The 21,308-nt window shown below is 72.8% G+C and carries 20 protein-coding genes; 11 read left to right on the top strand and 9 right to left on the bottom strand.

Features of this window, described 5'->3' with window-relative positions:
• Positions 1–12 precede the first annotated feature (12 nt).
• The 5 genes from JOF36_RS33685 to JOF36_RS33665 all read left to right on the top strand — a co-directional run bounded on the left by JOF36_RS33685 (position 13) and on the right by JOF36_RS33665 (position 6,530).
• Entirely contained in the window at positions 13–891 is an 879-nt protein-coding gene (locus JOF36_RS33685) for a LysR family transcriptional regulator (protein ID WP_210034765.1), read from the top strand.
• A complete protein-coding gene (locus JOF36_RS33680) occupies positions 888–1,781 on the top strand; it encodes a serine hydrolase (protein WP_210034764.1) in 894 nt (297 codons plus the stop codon). Before JOF36_RS33685 ends, JOF36_RS33680 begins: the two co-directional genes overlap by 4 nt.
• 150 nt (positions 1,782–1,931) lie before the next feature.
• Positions 1,932–3,464 carry a carboxylesterase/lipase family protein gene (locus JOF36_RS33675; RefSeq protein ID WP_210034763.1) on the top strand — a complete coding sequence of 511 codons (1,533 nt, stop codon included), beginning with the start codon at positions 1,932–1,934 and terminating at the stop codon, positions 3,462–3,464.
• A gap of 157 nt (positions 3,465–3,621) precedes the next feature.
• Positions 3,622–4,968 carry an HNH endonuclease signature motif containing protein gene (locus JOF36_RS33670; protein ID WP_210034762.1) on the top strand — a complete coding sequence of 449 codons (1,347 nt, stop codon included), beginning with the start codon at positions 3,622–3,624 and terminating at the stop codon, positions 4,966–4,968.
• A gap of 236 nt (positions 4,969–5,204) precedes the next feature.
• Complete coding sequence (locus JOF36_RS33665) at positions 5,205–6,530, top strand: MFS transporter (RefSeq protein WP_210034761.1); 1,326 nt, start codon at positions 5,205–5,207, stop codon at positions 6,528–6,530.
• 19 nt (positions 6,531–6,549) lie between these two features.
• Here JOF36_RS33665 and JOF36_RS33660 read toward each other — a convergent pair whose 3' ends face one another.
• The 3 genes from JOF36_RS33660 to JOF36_RS33650 all read right to left on the bottom strand — a co-directional run bounded on the left by JOF36_RS33660 (position 6,550) and on the right by JOF36_RS33650 (position 9,353).
• Positions 6,550–8,082 carry an FAD-dependent monooxygenase gene (locus JOF36_RS33660; RefSeq protein WP_210034760.1) on the bottom strand — a complete coding sequence of 511 codons (1,533 nt, stop codon included), beginning with the start codon at positions 8,080–8,082 and terminating at the stop codon, positions 6,550–6,552.
• Positions 8,083–8,185: 103 nt separating this feature from the next.
• On the bottom strand, positions 8,186–8,686 hold the full coding sequence (locus JOF36_RS33655; RefSeq protein WP_210034759.1) for a cupin domain-containing protein: 501 nt from the start codon (positions 8,684–8,686) through the stop codon (positions 8,186–8,188).
• Between the two features lie 88 nt (positions 8,687–8,774).
• Positions 8,775–9,353, bottom strand: coding sequence for a TetR/AcrR family transcriptional regulator (locus JOF36_RS33650; protein WP_210034757.1), 579 nt, complete (start codon positions 9,351–9,353; stop codon positions 8,775–8,777).
• A 54-nt stretch (positions 9,354–9,407) separates the two neighbouring features.
• Here JOF36_RS33650 and JOF36_RS33645 point away from each other — a divergent pair, with 54 nt between their 5' ends.
• The gene (locus JOF36_RS33645; protein ID WP_210034753.1) at positions 9,408–9,827 is read left to right on the top strand and encodes an SRPBCC family protein; all 420 of its coding nucleotides are present in this window, start codon (positions 9,408–9,410) and stop codon (positions 9,825–9,827) included.
• 23 nt (positions 9,828–9,850) lie between these two features.
• Here JOF36_RS33645 and JOF36_RS33640 read toward each other — a convergent pair whose 3' ends face one another.
• Together JOF36_RS33640 and JOF36_RS33635 are read right to left on the bottom strand one after the other, a co-directional pair.
• Positions 9,851–10,243, bottom strand: coding sequence for a hypothetical protein (locus JOF36_RS33640; protein ID WP_210034752.1), 393 nt, complete (start codon positions 10,241–10,243; stop codon positions 9,851–9,853).
• A gap of 71 nt (positions 10,244–10,314) precedes the next feature.
• Positions 10,315–10,920 carry a TetR/AcrR family transcriptional regulator gene (locus JOF36_RS33635; protein ID WP_210034751.1) on the bottom strand — a complete coding sequence of 202 codons (606 nt, stop codon included), beginning with the start codon at positions 10,918–10,920 and terminating at the stop codon, positions 10,315–10,317.
• Positions 10,921–10,989: 69 nt separating this feature from the next.
• On the opposite strand from JOF36_RS33635, the gene JOF36_RS33630 reads away from it, so the two are divergent.
• On the top strand, positions 10,990–11,967 hold the full coding sequence (locus tag JOF36_RS33630) for an SDR family NAD(P)-dependent oxidoreductase (RefSeq protein ID WP_210034750.1): 978 nt from the start codon (positions 10,990–10,992) through the stop codon (positions 11,965–11,967).
• A gap of 5 nt (positions 11,968–11,972) precedes the next feature.
• Positions 11,973–13,037 (top strand): DUF2332 domain-containing protein, encoded by a 1,065-nt coding sequence (locus JOF36_RS33625; RefSeq protein WP_307862719.1) that lies wholly within the window; start codon positions 11,973–11,975, stop codon positions 13,035–13,037.
• 30 nt (positions 13,038–13,067) lie between these two features.
• On the opposite strand, the gene JOF36_RS33620 is transcribed toward JOF36_RS33625, so the two are convergent.
• Positions 13,068–14,627 (bottom strand): class I adenylate-forming enzyme family protein, encoded by a 1,560-nt coding sequence (locus JOF36_RS33620; protein ID WP_307862718.1) that lies wholly within the window; start codon positions 14,625–14,627, stop codon positions 13,068–13,070.
• A gap of 31 nt (positions 14,628–14,658) precedes the next feature.
• A complete protein-coding gene (locus tag JOF36_RS33615) occupies positions 14,659–15,309 on the bottom strand; it encodes a nitroreductase family protein (protein WP_210034746.1) in 651 nt (216 codons plus the stop codon).
• 155 nt (positions 15,310–15,464) lie between these two features.
• Between JOF36_RS33615 and JOF36_RS33610 the strand changes: the two genes are divergently transcribed.
• Together JOF36_RS33610 and JOF36_RS33605 are read left to right on the top strand one after the other, a co-directional pair.
• A complete protein-coding gene (locus JOF36_RS33610) occupies positions 15,465–17,381 on the top strand; it encodes a flavin-containing monooxygenase (protein ID WP_245351069.1) in 1,917 nt (638 codons plus the stop codon).
• A gap of 47 nt (positions 17,382–17,428) precedes the next feature.
• Complete coding sequence (locus JOF36_RS33605) at positions 17,429–18,028, top strand: TetR/AcrR family transcriptional regulator (RefSeq protein ID WP_307862717.1); 600 nt, start codon at positions 17,429–17,431, stop codon at positions 18,026–18,028.
• Positions 18,029–18,079: 51 nt separating this feature from the next.
• On the opposite strand, the gene JOF36_RS33600 is transcribed toward JOF36_RS33605, so the two are convergent.
• Positions 18,080–18,808 carry a YwaF family protein gene (locus tag JOF36_RS33600; protein WP_210034745.1) on the bottom strand — a complete coding sequence of 243 codons (729 nt, stop codon included), beginning with the start codon at positions 18,806–18,808 and terminating at the stop codon, positions 18,080–18,082.
• A 17-nt stretch (positions 18,809–18,825) separates the two neighbouring features.
• A complete protein-coding gene (locus tag JOF36_RS33595) occupies positions 18,826–19,782 on the bottom strand; it encodes a DUF808 domain-containing protein (protein WP_210034744.1) in 957 nt (318 codons plus the stop codon).
• Positions 19,783–19,950: 168 nt separating this feature from the next.
• Between JOF36_RS33595 and JOF36_RS33590 the strand changes: the two genes are divergently transcribed.
• The gene (locus JOF36_RS33590; protein ID WP_210034742.1) at positions 19,951–21,306 is read left to right on the top strand and encodes a glycoside hydrolase family 140 protein; all 1,356 of its coding nucleotides are present in this window, start codon (positions 19,951–19,953) and stop codon (positions 21,304–21,306) included.
• Positions 21,307–21,308 lie beyond the last annotated feature (2 nt).

Genomic DNA, 21,308 nt, shown 5'->3' with positions numbered 1-21,308 from the left:
TGACGACGACCGGTGAACCTGCTCCGCCACCTCGCGTTCTTCGTCACGGTCGCCGAGGAACGGCACTTCGGCCGGGCCGCGCTCCGGCTGGACATGGCGCAGCCGCCGCTCTCCCAGGGGGTGCGGCGGCTGGAGGCCCGGCTCGGCGTCGGGCTGTTCGACCGCGGACCCGGCGGGGTGAGCCTGACGCCGGCGGGCCGCGACCTGCTGCCCCGGGCCCGCGCGCTGCTCGAGGACGCCGACGCGTTCGACCGCGCCGCCCACCGGCACGCCGAGGCGGCCCAGGTGCTGCGGGTCGGTGTCGTCCCGGAGCTCGGCCCCCGGTCCTGCGCCGGACTGGCCGCACGGGCCGGCGCCGCCGCGGGCCGCCGGGCGGCGCTGACCGTCGGAACCACGGTCACGCTGGTGGACGCGGTGTCCGCCGGCACGCTGGACGCCGCCGTCGTCGCGCATCCGGCGGTGCTGGGGTCGGCCCGGGCGGGCCCGGTCGTCGCGCTGCCGACCGAGATCCTGCTGCCGGACGAGCACCCTGCGGCGGCGTGGATGGGCCCGGTCGCGTTGCGCGCATTGCGGGGCCTGGAGGTCGCGACGGCACCCCGCGCGCACGCCCCGGCTGCGCACGACCTGCTGCTCGACAGCCTGGAGACGCGTGGGCGCCCGGCGCGGGCCGCTGCCGCAGCGACCCCGGCCGAGGCACTCGCGCTCGTCGCCACCGGTGTGGCCTTCCTGCTCACCCCGGACCCGGAGCTGGCCGCGGACGGGGTGGCCCGGCGTGCCGCGGCCGGTGAGCCGGTGCCGTTCCGGGTGCGGGTGGTGCACCGCGACGACACCCCGGACGGCGTCGTCGAAGCATTGGTCACCGTGTTGCGAGGGGCCGGGGACGCGGGATGAGCGCGGCCGACGAGGTCCGCGCGGTGTTCCGGGACGCCGGGGTCCGCGGCTGGCTGCACGCGCGCCCGGTCACGACGGACGGGCCCGGCCCGGTGGAGGTCGCGGTCGGTGCCGACGTGCCGGTCGTCATGGCCTCGGTCTACAAGCTCCTGGTGCTCGTGGCGTTCTGCCGCGAGGTCGACGACGGCGGCATCGATCCGCGGGAGCCGGTCGTCGTCCCACCCGGGCGTACGCCGGGCGGGACCGGGATCTCCGCGCTCGCGGACCCGGTGACGATGAGCTGGCGGGACCTGGCCACGTCGATGATCACCGTGTCGGACAACGCCGCCGCGGACGTCGTGCACACCCGGGTGGGGCGGGACCGGGTCGCTGCGCTGCCCGCCGAGCTGGGCCTGGACGGCACCCGGGTCAGGGGCGGGACCGCGGACGTCTTCGCCGATCTCGTCGCCGACACCGGTACCGACGACGTGGCGGCGGCGTTCGCGGTCCTCGCCGACAACGACGTGCCGGCCCAGGTCCGGGCACTGAGCCCGGTCTTCGGGTCGTCCACGACCGCCGCCGACGCCACCCGCCTGCTCGGGTTGCTGTGGCGCGGCGAGCTGACGTCGGCCGCCGGGACGGAGTTCGCCCGCCGGGTGCTGTCCGCCCAGGTCTGGCCGCACCGGCTACGGGCGGGGTTCCCGGCTGCGGCGAGCGTCGCCGGGAAGACCGGGACGGTCGGCGCGGTCCGCAACGAGGTCGGGGTCGTGACCTTCCCGGGCGAGCACCCGGTCGCCGTCGCGGTGTTCACGCACGCCGCCCGCAGCGACGCGAACGTGCCGCGGGCGGACGCCGCGATCGGGGCGGCCGCCCGGGTGGCGGTGAACGAGCTGCGCGCATCCGCCCTCTGAACCGGCGTCCCCGGCGCGGCCGATCCGGCGCATCGCACCCCGCCGAGCGACCTCGCAGCGGCTGCACCCGGTGCGCGGTCCCCGCACCGTTGACACCCGGAGCGCGTGCGACGAGGTTCGGCCCGCGAGCCCGACGAGGAGAGGTCATCGATGCCCGACCCGCACGTGCACACCCCGGCCGGATCCGTTCGCGGCCGGACCGAGTCCGGTACCGCGGTGTTCCGCGGGATCCCGTTCGCCGCACCTCCGGTCGGTGACCTCCGGTTCGCTGCGCCCGTGCCGCCCCGGGAGTGGAGCGGGATCCTCGACGCGGGGCAGTCCGGTCCGGCCGTGCCGCAGTCGCCGATGGGTCCGGTCGTGCCGCCGTCGCGCCCGGACGACGGCCGCGGATGGCTCACCCTCGACGTCTGGACCCCGCGGCCGGACCCCGGAGCCGGCCTACCGGTCATGGTCTGGATCCACGGCGGTGCCTACCGGGCGGGCGACCCCGGCGACCCCGGTTACGACGGCGGCCGGCTGGCCCGCGCCGGTGACGTGGTCGTCGTGACCTTCCACCACCGGGTCGGGATGGAGGGCTTCGCCCGCATCGAGGGCGCCCCGGACAACCGCGGCCTGCTCGACGACCTCGCCGCGCTGCGCTGGGTACAGGAGTCGATCACTGCGTTCGGCGGCGATCCCGGGCGGGTCACCGTGTTCGGCGAGTCCGCGGGCGCCGGCGCGATCGCCGCGCTGCTCGCGATGCCGGCGTCGGCGGGATTGTTCGGCCGCGCGATCACGCAGAGCGTGCCCGGCACCTTCTTCACACCGCAGCTGGCTGCCGACTTCACCGCGCGGGTCGCCGCCGACCTGGGCCGCAGCCCGGACCGGGAGTCGCTGGCCGCGGTCGAGCCCGACGCGCTGGCCGCCGCCGGCGACACCACCGCGACCCGGATGCGCGAGTGGGTCGGCACCTGGGGCCCGGTCGCGCACAACCCGACGCCGTACTCGCCGGTCGTCGACGGCGAGATCCTCCCGACGACGCCGTGGCGGGCGCTGCGGGCCGGGGCCGGCCGCGGGGTCGAGCTGATCGCCGGGCACAACCGGGACGAGTTCCGGCTGTTCGTCGCGATGGCCGGGATGCTCGGCGCCGTCCCCGAGGAGCTGGCCGAGACGACGGTGCGGGCGCTCGCGCCCGATCCCGCCGCCTTCCGCGCCGCCTTCCCCGCTGCCGGGCCGTCCGAGCTGTTCGAGCGGGTGAAGTCGGACTGGCTGTTCCGGATGCCGAGCCTGCGACTGGCCGAGGAACACGTGCGCGGCGGCGGCCGGGCGCACGTCTACGAGCTGACCATGGCCGCACCCGCGGCCGGCGGCGCGCTGGGCGCCTGCCACGCCCTGGACGTCCCGCTGGTGTTCGGCAACTTCGACGGCGGACCGATGATCACGCAGCTGCTCGGCGAGGAACCGCCCGGCACCGTGCGTGCGGTGTCGACGGCGATGCAGCGGGCGTGGACGGCGTTCGCCCGTCACGGCGACCCGGGCTGGCCTGCCTGGGACGACGACGGCCGCGCGACCTGGCTGGTCGACGCTCCGCCCGCGGTGGCCGCCTACCCCGAGGAGGTCTCGCGCCGGCTGTGGGCGGAGCACGAGTTCGCGCCGTCGCCGCTGCTCGCCGGCGATGCGCTGCCGAGCACTCAGCTGCGGTAGCGGGTGCGGCGTTCCGGACCCGTCCTCGACGGTCGTGTGGACGACCCGGTGCGCGTCGGTGATACGAGACCCGCACGACCGCCCGGGCCGTCGCCAAACGGTCGCTGACCTGCGACGAATACCCCATGCTCGAACACCAGTTCGGATAACTGGAGACATGTCCACCGACGTCGCCGCCGCGACCGACCGCCTCACCGAGGCCGTCGAACAGCTGCGCGCGGCGCTGGCCGGCGCCGGCGACGACGACCTGCTCGACGGCCTGCGCGCCTGCGAGGCCACCACACGACGCCTCGACCACGTCGCGGTCGACACCCTGGCCGCGGTGGAGCGCCGCGGGGTGTTCACCGACCGCGGCTACCGCTCCAGCACCACCGCTCTGGCCGACCTGCTGCGCTGGGAACGCGGCCAGGCCCGCCGCCACACCATCGCCGCGCAGCACGTCATCACCCGCACCGGCCTCGACGCCACCGTGCTGCCACCGGTCCTGCCCGCGACCGCGACCGTGTTCGCCGGCGGCGAGATCAGCCTGCGCCACACCGAGGTCATCGCCTCCGTACTCGGATCACGCGCCGCGGCGCGGCTGGACCCGGCCACCTGGGCGACTGCGGAGGAGAAGCTCGCCGAACAGGCCCTCGACCACACCCCCACCGAGCTGCACACCTGGGGCACCCAACTGATCGAGGCCCTCGACCAGGACGGCCCCGAACCCGACGACAACGACGGTCCCGAGCCACAGATCAACGAACTGCGCCTGGTACGCCACCGCAACCGGCCCGGCGGCAAGCTGACCGGCCGGTTCGACGACGCCGCCCTGTTCGACGCGATCGCCACCGTGCTCGACGCCAAGAGCTGCCCGCGCAGCGCCGACGAGACCCGCACCCCGGCCGAACGCGCCGCCGAAGCCCTCGCCGAGGTGTGCGGGTTCGCCCTGTCGCACGGGCCCACCTCGTTGGTGCCCGACACCGGTGGGCGCCGCCCCCAACTCAACGTCCTGGTGCGCCTGGAGGACCTCGAACAGCGCGCCCGGGCGGCGATGCCGGACTTCGGGGGGCAACTGTCGCCCGAAGCACTGCGGATGCTGGCCTGTGACGCCGCGGTCATCCCGATCGTGCTCGACGGCGCCGGACAACCCCTCGACGTCGGACGCGCCACCCGCACCATCCCCGACGGCCTGCGCCGCGCGGTCACCGCCCGCGACCAAGGCTGCGCCCACCCCGGATGTGACCGGCCCCCGTCCTGGTGCGAGATCCACCATGTTCTCGCCTGGGAGCACGACGGCGAGACCAAGCTCGAGAACCTGGTGATGCTCTGCCGGACGCATCATCGGCTGATCCATTACTCCGGGTGGACCGTGCAGATCCGTGACGGGCTGCCCGAGTTCATCCCGCCGGGCTGGATCGACGCCGGACGCCGACCCCGCCGACGCTCCGGCCCCGTCGTCACCACCGACGACACCGGCCAGGTCCGTGGCGTGCGGGTCGCGAACTTCGAGGACACCGGATAGGACACCGACGGCGGGGCGGCCGACCGGAGGCGGTCGATCGCGAACGAACGCCGGGTCCTGTTCGCTCGGAGGCTGCATGCCCGGACGTCATCACGCTGCGTGCCGTTCGGCGTGATCGGCTCGCCCTTTCGGTGCAACCGAGCGATCGCTTCGCCTGGCAACGTTGCTCTCCGGAACGTATGGTGCGGCCCACATCTGAACGTTGATTCCGCATCGCGGAAGTCGCGGAGGGTCCAATGACGCATCCCGCCCCGACGACGCCGGCGCCGACGCCGAGGGAGACCCGCCGGGTCGCCGTCGCGACGCTGATCGGCACGTCGATCGAGTGGTTCGACTTCTTCGTCTACGGCGCGGCCGCCGCGCTCGTGTTCGGAAAGCTGTTCTTCCCCACGGCCGACCCGCTGACCGGCACGCTGCTCGCGCTCTCGACGTTCGGCGTCGGGTTCGTGGCGCGGCCGTTCGGCGGAGTGATCTTCGCGCACTTCGGTGACCGGGTCGGGCGCAAGTCGATGCTCGTGCTGTCGGTGGTGTTGATGGGGGGCGGCACGTTCGCCGTCGGCCTGCTGCCCACCTACGAGACGATCGGCATCTTCGCGCCGATCCTGCTGGTCGTGCTGCGGATCATCCAGGGCATCGGCCTCGGTGGCGAGTGGGGTGCGGCCGCGCTGATGGCGGTGGAGTTCGCCCCGCCGCACCGGCGCGGCTTCTTCGGCAGCTTCCCGCAGATGGGCGTGCCGGCCGGGATGCTCGTCGCGAACCTGTCGCTGCTGGTGATGTCGGTCGGCATGTCCGAGGCCGCGTTCCTGTCCTGGGGCTGGCGGGTGCCCTTCCTGGCGTCGATCGTGCTGGTCGTGTTCGGCATCGTGATCCGGCTGCGGATCCACGAGTCGCCGGTGTTCGAGGCGGCGAGGGCGGCCGGCCGGATCGAACGCCAGCCGGTGCTCGCGGTGCTGCGCAAGCAGCCGAAGAACGTGCTGCGCGCCGCGGGCCTGCGGTTCGCCGAGAACAGCACCTTCTACATCCACACCACCTTCGTGCTGACCTACGGCACCGTGATGCTCGGGATGGCACGCGGTGAGCTGCTGCTCGCGGTGATCATCTCCTCGGCGATCGGGCTGGTGAGCATCCCGTTCTACGGCTGGGCCTGCGACCGCTGGGGCCGCCGCCGGACCGTGCTGTGGGGCTCGTTCGTGCTGCTCGCGATGAGCTGGCCGTACTTCTGGGCGCTCGACACCCGCTCGCTCCCGCTGATCGTGCTGGCCACCGTGGTCGCGGTGAACATCGGCAACTCGGCGGTCTACGCGCCGCAGCCGGCGTACTTCTCCGAGCTGTTCGAACCCGAGGTGCGCTACAGCGGGGCGTCGATCGGCGCGCAGGGCGCCAGCGTGTTCGCCGGCGGCCTCGCCCCGGTGATCGCCACGGCGCTGCTGAACGCCACGGGTGGCTACAACATGATCGCGCTCTACATGTCGGCGATGGTCCTGATCACCATCGTGGCGGCGGCGCTGTCGCCCGATCCGTACCGGGCCGCGATGAAGAAGGGGGAGCCCGCGCCGGTGTGAGCCCCGCCCGGCGGGGGCCTCACGCCCGGTGGGTCGGGGACGATCCCGTCCCGGCCGGCAGGAGGACGGCGAGCCGGTCCGCGAGCAGGTCCGGGTCGGTGCCGCGCCACAGCAGGTGGCCGTCCGGCCGGACGAGCAGGGCGTCGTCATCCGCCCGCTCGGGGTCGGTCACCGTTGTGACCTGCCCGGGCAGGGCAGCCGCGGCGGTCGCGGCGAGCCGGTCGCCGGCGCCTCCGGTCACCAGCACCCAGCGCGGCCCGAGCTCGCCGGTCAGCGTGCCTGCCGTGCCGTCGGGCAGCCGGACCGGGCGATCGCGGACCCGGTCGCCGGGGCGCGGTGCCCGGCCGCGTGCGCCCAGCGGTACCCGTACCCGCCCGCCCAGCGGCCCCCGCCGGTAGCTCAACCGCAGCTGGGACGCGGCGCGGGTCGCCTGCCGCTGCACCACGGGAAGGTTCAGGATGCGGACCAGCACGTGATCGCGCAGCAGCCGGGAGACGGCGCCCTCGGCGACGAGTGCGCGGGTGTTGGTCGTGGTCCGGCGCAGCACCTCCGCTGCTGCCGGCCGGCGCTCCGCGGTGTAGGTGTCGAGCAGCTTCGCACCGGCCGCCCCGCGGACGACGAGTGAGAGCTTCCAGGCGAGGTTCTCGGCATCGCCGATGCCGGTGTTCATCCCCTGCCCGCCGAAGGGCGAGTGAACGTGCGCGGCGTCGCCGGCGAGCAGCACCCGGCCGCTGCGGTAGTCGTCCGCCAGGCGCCGGTGGATCCGGAACACCGAGGTCCACACGGTGTCCCGGATGCGGGCCCCGGCGATCTCCGCCCGGACCGGCAACAGCTCGGTGAACGCCCCCACGATCTCCTCGCCGGACAGCTGTCTGCCGTCGTCCGGGACGTTCGCCATCAGCCGCCAGAGGTTCCCGGACGGGTCCGGCATGGGCATCGCCATCAGGATGCCGTCGCGGTGGTACCAGCCCGCGGAGTGTTCCCGGTCGGCGACGCCGTCGGCGTGCACGTCGGCGAGCAGGAAGCGTTCGACGACGGGGACGCCGGGGAAACCGATCCCGGCGAGCGTCCGGACGCGGCTGTGTGCGCCGTCGCAGCCCACCAGCCAGGACGCCCGCAGCTCGCCGCCGCCGGTCGTCCGGACGGTGACCCCGTCGGCGTCCTGCTCCAGGTGCTCGACGCCGTGCCCCCATTCGACGTCGACGCCCAGCTCGGCGAGTCGATCGCGCAGCCGCTGTTCGACCGCGGCCTGGGACACGAACAGGGCCTGCACGGTCTCCCGTTCGTCGGGGGCGAAGGTCATCGTCGTGAGGTGCCTGCCGCGCACGTGCATCCGGATGCCGACCGGTGCCACGGCCTGTTCCCGCAGGTCGCCGAGGGCGTCGAGGCGGGCGAGCACCTCGGCCCCGCGGGCGTGCAGGATGTTCGCCCGGGAAGTGACGGCCGGGCCGTCGGCTCGGTCCAGCACCCGCACCGGGGTCCCCGCAGCGGCCAGGCCGCAGGCGAGCGCGAGCCCGGTCGGCCCCGCTCCGGCGACGACGACGCCGGTCATACCGGCATCGCCGCCCCCGGCGCCGCAGCGCCTCGGTTACCGGGCAGTGCAGTGTGGACGGGAGCGCGCCGAGCAAGGGCTCGCCGGTCTGACGGGTGAGTGGTCACTGGGTGTCCTTTCCGGACGGTTCGGGCAACGCGGCGAGAATCCGCCACAGTGGACGCTGCAGGGCCTCCGGCACACCGTGCAGCACGAAGCTGAGGTCGTGCGCGACGTTGATCCGCGCGAGCCGGCGCAGCGGCGGGATCCGGCCCGCGTCGGCGAGCGCGCGGAACTGTTCCTCCAGCGGGCCGGCCGGGGTCTCACAGGTGCGGATCCGGACCGGATGGTCGGTCGGGTTGGCGAAGGCGTGCACGACACCGGGTGGCACCGTCACCATCTCGCCCGGCCCGAGCAGGCGGCGCTCCCGGCCGACGCGGACGCGGAGCTCGCCGTCGAGCACGGTGAACGTCTCGGACTCGAACCGGTGCCGGTGTGCGGGCGGGCCGGCCAGGCCGGGCGGGAGGGTGGCCTCGATCTCGAACGCGGCGCCGCCGGTGCTCACGCCGGTGCGCAGCACGGTGAGCGCCTCCCCGGTCGGAAGATCGATGCGGTCGATGCTCATGCCGCCTCCGCGTGTCGTGGGTACTCGGTTCTCAGCGGCGCGCGCGATCCCGCGCCACTGAGTGCAATGGTGCATGACATGTAGTTGTTTAGCGAGTGTCTTTTTTTGACGGCAGGACCAGGTCGACGAAGCTCGCCATCGCGGCGTCGGCTCCGGCCGTGTCGCCGGTGACCAGGGCGTCGTGCAGCAGGCCACGAGCCACACCGAGGCCGAGCCGGGCGCGGACGCGGGCGGTCGCCCGGTCCGTCCCGGCACGTTCGAAGACGTCGGCGAGCGGTTCGAGCCAGGGATCCACCAGCGTCTCCCGCAGCCGGACGGCATGTGGCCGGCCCTGCATGGCGTGCGCCGAGAGCTCGAAGAACAGTGGGCCGTAGCGGTGCGCGGCCGCCGTCACCGTCGACCAGAACCTGGTGACGACGTCGGACGGGTCGGCGTCGGGCTCCGCGACGAGCGCGGCGAGGGTCTCCCGCTGGCCTGCCTCCACCGCGGCCACGACCTCGACGAGCAGGCCCTCGCGGGAACCGAAGTGATAGATCAGCATGCGGTGGCTGGTGCCGAGTGCCGTCGCGATCGCCCGCAGGCTGCGGTCCGCCACCCCGTGCTCGGCGAAGTGCTCGACCGCGGCGTGCAGCAGTTGCTCCTGGGGAGTTCGGCTCGGATCGGACATGTACCAGATGGTACGGGGTGCTGTACCATTCGGTACAGGTCCGAGGAGGGTGCGATGGAGCTGACCGTCGAACGTGAGGTGCACGCGGGCATCGACCGGCTGTGGGCGGTGCTCACCGATCCGCGGGACTGGCCCCGGTGGACCGAATCCGTGCGCGAGGTCCGGCTGCTCGATGACGGCCTGGCTCCCGGGTGCCGGGTGTGGATCGCCCAGCCGAGCCTGCGGCCGATGATCTGGACGGTGACCGAGCTCGTCCCGGAGCGGGAGCTGACATGGACCGCGTCGGCGGCCGGCGTGGCCACGACCGGGACCCACTCGCTACGGCCCGGGCCCGGCGGCGTCACCCGGCTGCGGCTCGGCATCGAGCAACGGGGTGTGCTCGCGCCGGTCGTGCGGGCGCCGCTCGGCCGGCGTACCCGCCGCTACGTGGAGCTCGAGGCCGACGGGCTCCGGCGGGCCGCCGAAGCCGGGTGACGGCGGTCAGCTCCGGTGTCCGGTCAGCTCCGACGTCCGGCCAGCAGGCTCAGCACGCCGGTGAGGGCATAGCCACCGGTGAGTCCGGCCAGCGCGAGTACCGCCGGGCGCGGCAGGTCCCGACGGTGCAGGTGGGTCACGGCGGCCAGCGTGTCGGTGATGTCGACGAAGAGCCCGAGCCGCTGCCAGCGGCGCCGCTGCACGGCGGGCTCGGTGAGGTATCCGGCGCCGAGCGCGATCGCGCGGCCGGCGAGGATCCGCGTCAGGTAGGTGATCTCCGGGCTGGGGTCGAGGCCGAGCAGCCGGGTCAGCGCACGGGGCGCGATCAAGCCCAGGGTTCCGAGCACGACCCGGCCCCCGGCCAGTACGTCGCCGGCCGGGTCGCGCTCCGATGGGGTGTTCTCGATGGTTCGCACCCTGGCGAGGTTGGGGGCCGACCCGGCGGGGGCTCAATTACCCGGCCGGTAACGGCGACCCGCGTGAGGTGTCACCGGTCGCGACGGCGCCCCCACATGCCGATCTCGATTGCTCGGTGCATCGCATCCTGCAGTGCTGCCTGCGAGGCGCCGTGGTTGATCGAGGTGATCGCCGCGGCATAGGTGGCGGCCATGACGGCGGCGACGGTGGCCTTCGCGCCGAGCTCGTCGAGCTCGTCGCGGAACCGTTCGTGCAGCGCGTCGGCGAACAGCTCCTCGGCCTCGTGGCGACGGCGCAGGATGTTCGTCCGGACGGTCGGTGCCTCCTGGGCGATCCGGTTCCGCAGGCGTCCGAGCTCCGACTCCTCGGGCCGGCTGTCGTCGATCATCGTGCGCATCGCCCGCGCGAACGCCTCGTCGGGCCCCTCACCGGGAACCTGTTCGGCGATGGCGCGCAGACCCAGCTCCACCCGGGCGTCGCCCTCGCCGGCGAGCACGTCCTCCTTGGTCGGAAAGTGCAGGAAGAACGTGCGGGTGCTGACGTCGGCCCGCTCGGCGATCTGCGCGACGGTCGTCCCGTCGAAGCCCTGCTCGGTGAACAGCTCCACCGCTGCGTCGACCAGCGCACGGCGGGTGGCCAGCTTCTTTCGTTCCCGCCGGCCCATCTCCTCTGTCATGCCGTGAAGTATTGCAGTTGGTATCTACCTGCAGTAGGTGTATTAGTACATGGAATGAAGGAGTGGAGCGTGGACGAGGCGTACCGGCGGACAGTGCTCGTCACCGGTGCCGGCCGCGGCATCGGACGAGCTGAGGCGATGTACCTCGCGGCGGCGGGAGCGAACGTCGTCGTCAACGACCCGGGTGTCGGGACCGACGGATCGGGTGGCGACGCGAGCGTGGCCCGCTCCGTGGTGGACGAGATCGTCGCCGCCGGCGGCCGGGCCGTCGCCGACACCGGCAGCGTCGCGGACCGGGAGGACGCGCGGCGGATGGTCGCGACGGCCGTCGATGCGTTCGGCGACCTGCACGGCGTGGTCAACAATGCGGCGGTCGAGATCAGCCGGGGCCTGGAGCATCTGACCGAGCGTGACGTCGACGCCGTGGTCGACGTCAAGCTGAAGGGGACGCTCGGGGTGAGCCACTGGGCGGCCGTGCACTGGCGCGAGCGGGCGGCCGCCGGGTTCCGCGCCGACCGCGCGATCGTCAACACCGCATCCGGGTCGGGCCTGGCCAACCCGCTGCCGCTGCAGTCGAGCTACGCCGCCGCCAACGCCGGCGTCGCAGCCCTGACCGCTGTGCACGCCGTCGAGCTGGCCAGGCTCGGGGTGCGGGTGAACTGCATCAGCCCGTCCATGGTCCGGACCCGGCTGACGCTCCCGGTGCCGGGCATGGACCAGCTACCCGACGGCGGCCGGTTCGATCCGCGGGACCCCGGCGTCGTCGCACCGCTGGTCGCCTACCTGCTGTCGCCGGACTGCCCGCTGACCGGGCAGACCCTGTCGGTGCGGGGTGGGTCGATCACGGTCGACCGCGGCTGGTCGCACGGCACCGGCGTGGAGCGGGACGGGCCGTGGACGGTGCCGGAACTCGCCGACCGGCTCGGCGCGCTCGACGTCGAGGACCCGTTCGACCGGCTCGCCGCAGCACTCGGGGGAGCGCTGGGCACGGGCGGGCGCGACGAGCTCATGGCGATGGTGAACGCCCGGCTCGAGGCCGCGGGGTGACGTCGGTGGGTAGGTCCCGCAGCCTCGCCCAGGTCTACCGGCGCTTCGGTGAGGTCGACGCTGCCGCAGTGTCGCCGTTGTCCGAGCGCATCGTCGTCGCGCTGAGCGAGTCCGGGGAGGCCCTGCGCGCCATCGAGGCGGCGCCGGCGCGCAAGCGGCACCCCACGGTGATCCTCGCCGCTCTGCACGACCTCGCGCTCGCCGGCCGGGCCCCGGCGCTCGCCGCGGCCTACGCGGCCGTGGACGTCGACGCCGCCGCCGGGGCGGCGATCGACACGCTGGTGCGCATGACCGACGCGGTCGTGGAGCTCGCCGTGCGCCGGCCGGCGCGCTCCGACGAGACCGGACACGGCGCCGTGCTGTATCCGGCGGTCGCCGAGGCGGCGCGCCGGGCCGGCGCGCAGGCGGTCGGACTGATCGACGTGGGCTGTTCGGCCGGGCTCGACCTCACGGTCGACCGGGTCGGCATCACCTACGGCAACGGGCAGTCGCTGGGCGACCCGTCGTCTCCCGTGCAGCTCTCGGCGTCGATCGTGGGGGACCGATCCGTCCCGACGCACTCGATTCCCGAGGTCGTCGCCCGGATCGGGATCGACCGCGATCCGATCGACGTGACCGACGCGGACGACGTCCGGTGGCTGCGCGCCTGCCTGTGGCCGGACCGGCCGGAGCGGCGCGCGCGGCTCGACGCGGAGCTGGCGCTGGCCGCGTCGGTGCCTCCGCTGCTGCTGCGGGGTGATGCCGTCGAGATGCTGCCCGACGCCATCGCCCGGGTGCCCGCGGACGCCCTGCCGGTCGTCACCACGACGTGGGCGCTGTCGGCCCTCCCGCTCGATGCCCGGCTGCGCTTCCTGCACCGCCTCGCCGACGCGGCGACCGACCGGCCGGTGGCGTGGGTGTCGGTGGAGGGCGTCGGCGTCGCGCCGGCGATACCGACGCTCGGCGACCGACGCGCCTCCGGCCACAGCATCATCGGCCTGGCGGTGTTCGAGCAGTCGGCACTGCGCACCGACGCCATCGGCCGCTGCTGGTCGCGGGGGCGTCTGCTGACGTGGTTGGCGAACACCTGAGAGCCGATGCGGATGGCGTTGACGACGAGCTCAGGAGCTCGGGGTCGGGGTCATCCGGCGGAGTCGCCGCTTGAGGATCTTGCCCTGCGGGTCGACGGGAAGCTCCTCGACGAGGTGGACGGCCTTCGGCACCTTGTACGCCGCCAGCCGCGCGCGACAGTGCTCGAAGAGCTCGTCGGCGGTCAGCTCCTGTCCGGACCGTACGACGACGAACGCGGTGACGGCCTCGGACCAGTAGGCGTCGGGCAGGCCGACGATCGCGGCCCGCTCCACGGCCGGATGCTCGTGCACGACCCGTTCGACCTCCTGAGAGGACACGTTCATCCCACCGGTCTTGATCATGTCCTTCAGCCGGTCGTGAAAGAACAGATTGCCCTCGTCGTCGATCCGCACCATGTCACCGGTGCGTACCCAGCCGTCCCGGAACGCGGCCGCGGTCCGTTCGGGATCGTCGAGGTAGCCGAGCATCGCCGACGGGGTGCGGCAGATCAGCTCGCCGATCTCGGCGTCGTTGTCCTCGGCGTCGACCACCCGGATCTCCAGGTGGGTGACCGGCTTGCCGATCCATGTCGGGTCACCGCCCGGGACGTCGTCGAGCGTCCGGAAGAAGCCCACCGTGCCCAGCTGGGACAGCTCGGACTGGCCCCAGTAGGTGCCCCACATGACCTCGGGTGCGGCGGCGGACCACGCCTCGACGACGTGCGGTGGGATCTGTCCGCCATAAGTCATGCAACGCCGGACCTGCCCGACCGCGTCGGGTCCGAAACCGTCGTGGGCGGAGAGGGCGATGTAGAACGTCGGGGTCTGGGCGATGACCGTGACCCGCTCGCGCTCGATGATCCGCAGCGCGGACGCCGGCTCGACGGTCGCGGGCAGCACCAGAGTGGCGCCCATCAGGGTCAGGCTGGTCATCGACCCGAGGCCCGCGATCGTGTGGAACGGCATCACGAACAGCCAGGTGTCGCGCGGGCCGGTGTCCAGGCCCCAGCCCCAGGCCGGTGCGGTCGAGGCGAGGTAGTTGCGGTGCGGGATCAGCACACCCTTGGGCGAGGCCTCGGTGCCGGAGGTGTAGACGATGAGCGCGACGTCGTTCTCGTCGAGCTCGACCTCCGGTTCGGTCACCGGCTGTTCCGCGAGCCGGGCGTCCAGCGCGACGCCGTACTCCAGCCGGTCCAGACCCTCCGGCCGGGCGGCGTCGACGACAGCGGCGAAGGCCCGGTCGGAGAGAACCAGGTCGGCGCGGCTGTGGCCGAGCTGGTGGGCGACCTCGGATTCGCGGTAAAGCGGGTTGATGCCGGTGAACGCCGCTCCGATCTTCAGGGCGCCGTAGTAGGCGGCGACGACGTCGACGGAGTTGCGTGCCATCGACGCGATCCGCCCGCCGCGACCGATCCCGCGGGCGGCGAACAGGCGCGCGAACCGGTTCGCCCGCTCGTCCAGCGCGCCGTAGGTCGTCTCGGTGCGGGTCCCGTCGGCGGCGTACGCGACGAACGCGATCTTGTCCGGCTGGGTGCGCGCGTGCCGGCGGAGCTGGTCGCCGATGGTCGCGCGGCCGAGGAGCGTGCGGTGGTGCGGGGCGAGGTCGGCCACGATGTCGTCCTGTTCTGCTCGGCGCCGCTGGTCAGACGGTGCTGGGGGCGAAGTACGGCTGCCCATAGGTCTCGGCGGAGACGATGTCCTCCACCGGACTGCGGGTGAGCGCGGTCGGGAACGGTCGCGCCGGGTAGCCGATCGCGATGTGCGCCGCGGTGAGGACGCCCTCGGGGATGGCCAGCAGTTCGCGTACCCGCTCCTCGTGGTGGCACAGCAGCGTGGTGAGCGCCGAACCGACACCCTGGTCACGCAGCGCCAGGCAGAGGTTCTGCACGGTCGGGTAGATCGACGCACCGCCGACGACCGAGGGCCGGTCGAGGTCGAGGTCGGTCGGGTGCAGGCCGTCGACCTCGGCACAGACGACCACGATGGCCGGCACGGTCGCGAGGTGCTCGGCGAAATGGTCGGCGTCGCGCACGGTCTTCGGCAGCGCACCGACGTTGACGCTGCCCTCACCGACGCCGTTCAGGTACGCCTTCCACGTCGGCAGATACAGGTCGGCGAGTGCCTGCTTGCGCGCCGTGTCCCGCACGACGACCCAGCGGACCGGCTGCCGGTTGCCACCCTGTGGGCCGAAGCGTGCGGCGTCGAACGCCCGGTGCAGCACCGCGTCCGGCACCGGGGCGTCCGTGAAATAGCGGGTCGTACCCACGGTGCGCATCGCGTCGGTCAGCTCCATCGCCAACTCCTACCTATCAATGGTTAGGTTGTGTCGGCGATCGTGCTGTGGTGCAGCTCTCCTGTCAAGAAGACTGCAGTTCAAGCTGGCTGCTTGACGGCGGCGGGCTCGTGGTGGTGAGACTGGTGCAACGAACTAACCTAACGCTGGATAGCTTGAGCTTCCTGGGGGATGCCGTGCGAGCAACCGGATCGGCCGGGTCGGGGCGGGTTGAGCTCGTCGAGGCCCTGGAACAGGCGAACCTGCCGTCGCTCGTCCCCGTCCTTCACCAGCTGACCGGGGAAGACCGCTGGCTGCGGGAGCCGTACCGCCCGACCCGCAGCCGGGGGATGGACGACAACGACTCCGGTGGCTTCGCGCCCGAGGTCGCCGCGGAGATCAGGGCCGCGGTGGCCGACGCCGTCGAGCAGTACGAGGCCGGCCGCCCGCCCGCGGTGCCCGCGCCCACAGGCGAGCGTCTGCGAGAGCTGCTCGAGCTGGCCAACGGCGAGCCGACCCCGATCGAGTACGCCGACATGCTGGCCGAGGACATGGGGTTCGTGCCCGCGCCCGCGCGCACCGCTCCGCCGACCGACGTCACCGCGGTGATCATCGGCGCCGGCGTCTCCGGCGTGCTCGCCGCCATCCGGCTGGCCGAGGCGGGGATCGAGCACGTCGTCCTGGAGAAGAACGACGACGTCGGCGGCGGCTGGTACGAGAACACCTACCCCGGCGCCGGGGTGGACACCCCCAGCCACCTGTACTCGTACTCGTTCTTCCCGCGGAACTGGTCGACCCACTTCGGCAAGCGCGACGAGGTCCAGCAGTACCTGCGCGACATCGCCGACGGCCACGGCCTGCGCGAGCGGATCGAGTTCGGTACCGAGGTGGTCGAGGCGCTCCACGACGAGGAGTCGGGGAGCTGGACGACGCGGACCGCCGACGGCCGGGAGTTCGTCTCCCGGATCCTGATCAGTGCGACCGGTGCGCTGAACCGGCCCCGGGTGCCGCCCATCCCGGGATTCGACACGTTCGCCGGCCGGATCTTTCACACCGCACAGTGGCCGGACGATGTGGACCTCACGGGGAAGCGGGTGGCCGTCGTCGGCGCCGGTGCCAGCGCGATGCAGGTCGTGCCGGCCGTCGCCGCGACGGTCGGGCGGCTCACCGTGCTCCAGCGCTCTCCGCAGTGGATCGCCCCGAACGACGTCTACTTCGCCCCGATCGACCGGGCCGTGCACCTGCTGATGGACCGGGTGCCGTTCTACCGGCGCTGGTACCGGGCGCGGCTGTCCTGGAACTTCAACGACCGGGTGCACCCGAGCCTGCAGGTCGACCCCGGGTGGGAGCACCCGCAACGGTCGGTCAATGCGGTGAACGACGCCCACCGGCGCGTCTTCACCCGCTACATCGAGTCCGAACTGGAGGGTCGCCCGGACCTGGTGGCGAAGTCGGTGCCCGACTACCCGCCCTTCGGGAAGCGGATGCTGCTCGACAACGGCTGGTACCGCACGCTGCGCCGGGAGAACGTCGAGCTCGTCACCGAGAGCGTCGCCGAGATCACCCCGACCGGACTGCGTGGCGACGACGGCACCGAGGTCGATGCCGATGTGATCATCCTGGCGACCGGTTTCCACACCCACCGCTACCTGTGGCCGATCGAGGTGCGGGGCCGCGACGGCGTCCGACTCGCCGACGTGTGGGGTGACCAGGACGCGCGGGCCCACCTCGGCATCACGGTGCCCGGCTTCCCCAACCTGTTCCTGACCTGCGGGCCGGGCACCGTGCTCGGGCACGGCGGCAGCTTCATCACCATCGCCGAGTGCCAGGTCCGATACATCACCGACCTCGTCGTCACGATGGCGGAGAAGGGCCTGCGCACCGTCGAGGTGTGGCCCGAGGTCGAAGACGACTACACCCGGCGGCACGACGAAGCGCACGCCCGGATGCTCTGGACCCACCCCGGGATGACGAACTGGTACCGCAACGCCGACGGTCGCGTCGTCTCCACCATGCCGTGGCGGATCGTCGACTACTGGCGGATGACGCACGAGGCCGACCTGGCCGACTACCGCGTCGTCCCGGGGTCGTGACCGGCCCGCAGGCCCACCGGTCCGCCGGTGCGGAAAGACTGGCCCCCGTGCAGGAGCGCGGTGGCAGGCGGAAGGGGACCGTCGAGCGGCGGGCCGAGATCACGACCAGCGCGGCCCGGATCTTCGCCGACCAGGGTTATGCCCACGTCGGCATGCGGGACATCGCCGAGGCGATCGGGGTCCGCGGAGCGAGCCTCTACCACCACTTCTCCTCGAAGGAGGAGATCCTCTATGCGATCTGCTTGACGGTCACCAAGGAGCCGGTGGAGGAGAATCTTCCCCTGCTCGACGCCGCCGGGACCCCGACCGAGCGGCTGACCGCGCTGGTCGGCGCGCACATCCGGCACCTGCTCCGCCGCCGGACGGAGTACCTGGTCGGCCTGCATGAGCGCCCGTCGCTCACCCCGGAGCACCGCGCGGACATCGATGGGCACCTGCAGTACTACAACCGGCGGGTCAAGGACGTCCTCGCCGCGGGGATGCGCAGTGGCGAGTTCCGCGCGATGAACCCGTCGCTGGCCTCGCTGGGCATCCTCGACATGCTCAACGGAGTGAGCAGCTGGATCCGGGGGGACGCGGACTCCGATGCCGACGAGGTGGTCGAAACCTACGTCACCCTGTTGTTCGCCGGGCTGCGCGCGAGCTGACAGCCGGCGCGTCGGGGGCCAGACTCGAACCTCGAAGCATCTCCAAGATCGTCAACGATCGTGGTCGAGCTCGGCGACGTCGCTGCGGGCGCGGGTCCACGGCCAGGTGATCAGGCTCCATCCCACGACGACCAGCACGAGCTCCACCGCGACGTACCACGGCCAGGGTCCGAGCAGGTCGAGCAGCGACGGGTTGTTCGGCTTGTGGTTGAGGAACCCGTAGTTGGTGCCGGCCACGGCGTTGAACGTCATGGTCAGCGCGGCCCAGACGCCGGTGATCGCGAGGGTGGTGCGCATGCCCCGCCAGGTCGGGCGGACGCCCGCGCCCCAGGTCAGGTAGATCGCGGCCCAGGGCAGGAGCAGGTGCAGCCCCCAGAACGCGACGAAGTCGACGTGCGGGAAGTCGGGGGCGTCGAGCGCGGGAGTGAACAGCGCCTGCGGGGTCAGCGTGAGGCCCCAGTAGTAGAGGGCGGCGCACGCCCACCGGCGCCCGGACCACAGCGCGTACGCGGCGGTCATCCAGGCGAGGTCGGAGAGCTGCAGCGGCAGTGAGATGTGGATGTCCCAGACCGCGGGGGTGAGCAGGCGGATCTGCAGCGGGATCTCGAAGGCGAGGATCGCGATCGCGAAGCCCCGGGCGAAGGTCGTCGCCGCCGGGTGGCCCCGCAGCGCCCGCCCGGCCACGACGAGCAGCACCGCGACGACCAGCCCGATGCCCAGCACGATCCAGTGGGTGGTGCCGTACGGCACGAAGACGTCGGGTGGGACCGCGGTGTCCATGCCGTGATCGTCCCCGATCAGGCGTGCGCCGCGCCCTTGCGTCGCTTCGGGATCAGGTGGAGCACGGCCACGACGAGCGCGCCGATGACGATGCCGAGGATCGCCGAGCCCACCGTGTTGGTGAGCCAGCCGAGGAAACCGCCGAGCGCGCCGGTGGCGTCGTGCACGAGCACCTCGAGGTGGTGCACGAACGCGTACGGCGGATGGAAGCCGAGCTCGTCGACGCCGATCAGCAGGATGTGCCCGCCGACCCAGAGCATCGCCGCGATCCCGACGACCGAGAGCACCGACAGCACGATCGGCATGGCCCGGACGAGCCCGCGCCCGAACGTGCTCAGCGCACCCGAACCGCGCGCGGCCAGGGCGAGCCCCATGTCGTCCATCTTCACGATCAGGGCGACCACGCCGTAGACCAGCACCGTGATCGCGACGGCGACCACCGCCAGGATGATCGCCCGGGAGACGAAGCCCTCCGACGCGACCTCGTTCAGCGCGATGACCATGATCTCGGCGGAGAGGATGAAGTCGGTCCGGACGGCGCCCGAGACGACCTTCTTCTCGTGTGCGACGGGGTCGACGGCGACCTCCGCGTCCTGGGCCTCCGGTGCGGGCTCGTGCCCGGCGAGCTTCTCCCAGACCTTCTCCGCGCCCTCGTAGCAGAGGTAGACGCCGCCGAGCATGAGGATCGGCGTCAGCAGCCACGGGGCGAACTGGCTCAGCAGCAGCGCGGCCGGGAGGATGATCAGCATCTTGTTGCGCAGCGAGCCCTTGGCGATCCGCCAGATGATCGACAGCTCGCGTTCCGGCTTGAGTCCGTGCACGTAGCGCGGTGTGACGGCCGCGTCGTCGACGACCACCCCGGCCGCCTTCGCGCCGGCCCGCCCGGCCGCGCCGACGACGTCGTCGAGGGAGGACGTGGTCAGCTTCACGAGCGCCGCGACGTCGTCGAGCAACGCGAACAACCCGCCGCTCACCGCTGTACCGCCAGTCGCAGGCCCGTCTCCGTGATGCGCACGTCGGAAAGCCTACGGCCTGACCGTTGCACGGCAAGACCACACGAACGGAACCGGACGAACCGGCACACGCCGGCCCGGCGGCGGGTAGGTTCGCGTCGATCATGAACCGGAGCCCACGGAGATGACATGACACGCCTGACGCCGGGTCGCACGAGGCGGATGCTGCGCCTGCTGGGCGTCGCGACGTCGCTCGGCGTGCTCGCCGCGGCGTGCGTGACCGGGGCGGGCTCGCCGCAGCAGCCGCCCGGCCCCGTCGAGCCGGAGCCCGCTCCGCCGGCCGCCCCCGGCCCGCCGCGCCTCGAGGTCGACGGGCGCTACTTCACCGCGGGCGGGAAGCCGTTCTTCTGGCTGGGCGACACCGCGTGGGCACTGCTGGGCAAGCTGGACCGGGAGGAGTCGGTCCGGTACCTCGACGCCCGCAAGGAGCAGGGCTACAACGTGATCCAGACGGTGGCGATCTTCCCCCAGGCCGGGGCCGACCGTCCGATCACCGGCGACGTCCGCAGCGTCGACCGGCACGGCGACTTCTGGGACAACCTCGAGTTCGTGATCGACGCCGCCGCGCAGCGCGGCATGTACCTGGCCATCCACCCGGTCTGGGGCGACGACCAGACCGGCTCGGTGATCCGGGAGAGCAACGCCGCGGAGTACGGCCGCTTCCTCGGCGAGCGGTACGGCGACAAGAGCAACGTCACCTGGACCCTCGGCGGCGACCACCCGGCCGACGGCGAGGAGACCCTGTGGGGCAACCTCGCCGAGGGACTGGACGCCGGCGGGGCCACCCAGCTCACGACCTACCACCCGCAGGGCGACCAGTCGTCGGCCCAGTGGTTCTCCGGGGCCCGGTGGCTGGACTTCCACATGATCCAGGGCGGTCACTGCCTGCGCTACGAGGTCCGGCAGAAGCTCATCGAGACCACCTACCGGGCGAGTCCGACGAAGCCGTTCCTCGACGGCGAGCCCATCTACGAGGACCACCCGTACTGCTGGAAGCCGGAGAAGGGCTTCTCCACCGCGCAGGACGTCCGCCGCGACGCGTACTGGGCCGTGCTCGGCGGCGCCGCCGGGCACACCTACGGTGCCCATGCCGTGTGGCAGTTCAACGAGGGCGGCAGCGGCGAGCTGGGTGCCCGCGGCAGCTGGACCGACGCCCTGGACCTGCCGGCCGGCAAGCAGATGGTGCACCTGCGGGACCTGATGACGTCGTTGCCGTTCCGGCTCGGTGAGCCGGACCAGTCGGTGATCACGTCGGAGACCGGGTCGGGCGCGGACCGGATCGTGGCCAACCGGGCGTCGGACGGGTCGTACGTGCTCGTCTACACCCCGTCCGGGGGCGGGTTCTCGCTCGATCCCGCCGCGACCGACGGGATGACCCGGATCCAGTGGTTCGACCCGCGCACCGGAGAGTTCCGCGACGCGCAGGCCGGCGAGCAGTACGAGCCGCCCACGGACGAGGACTGGGTGCTGGTGGCCCGGCGGTAGCC

This window comes from Pseudonocardia parietis, from assembly GCF_017876315.1.
Classification (GTDB): Bacteria; Actinomycetota; Actinomycetes; order Mycobacteriales; family Pseudonocardiaceae; genus Pseudonocardia; species Pseudonocardia parietis.
Note: the sequence above shows the minus strand (reverse complement) of the source record. Positions and strands in the feature narration are given on the sequence as shown.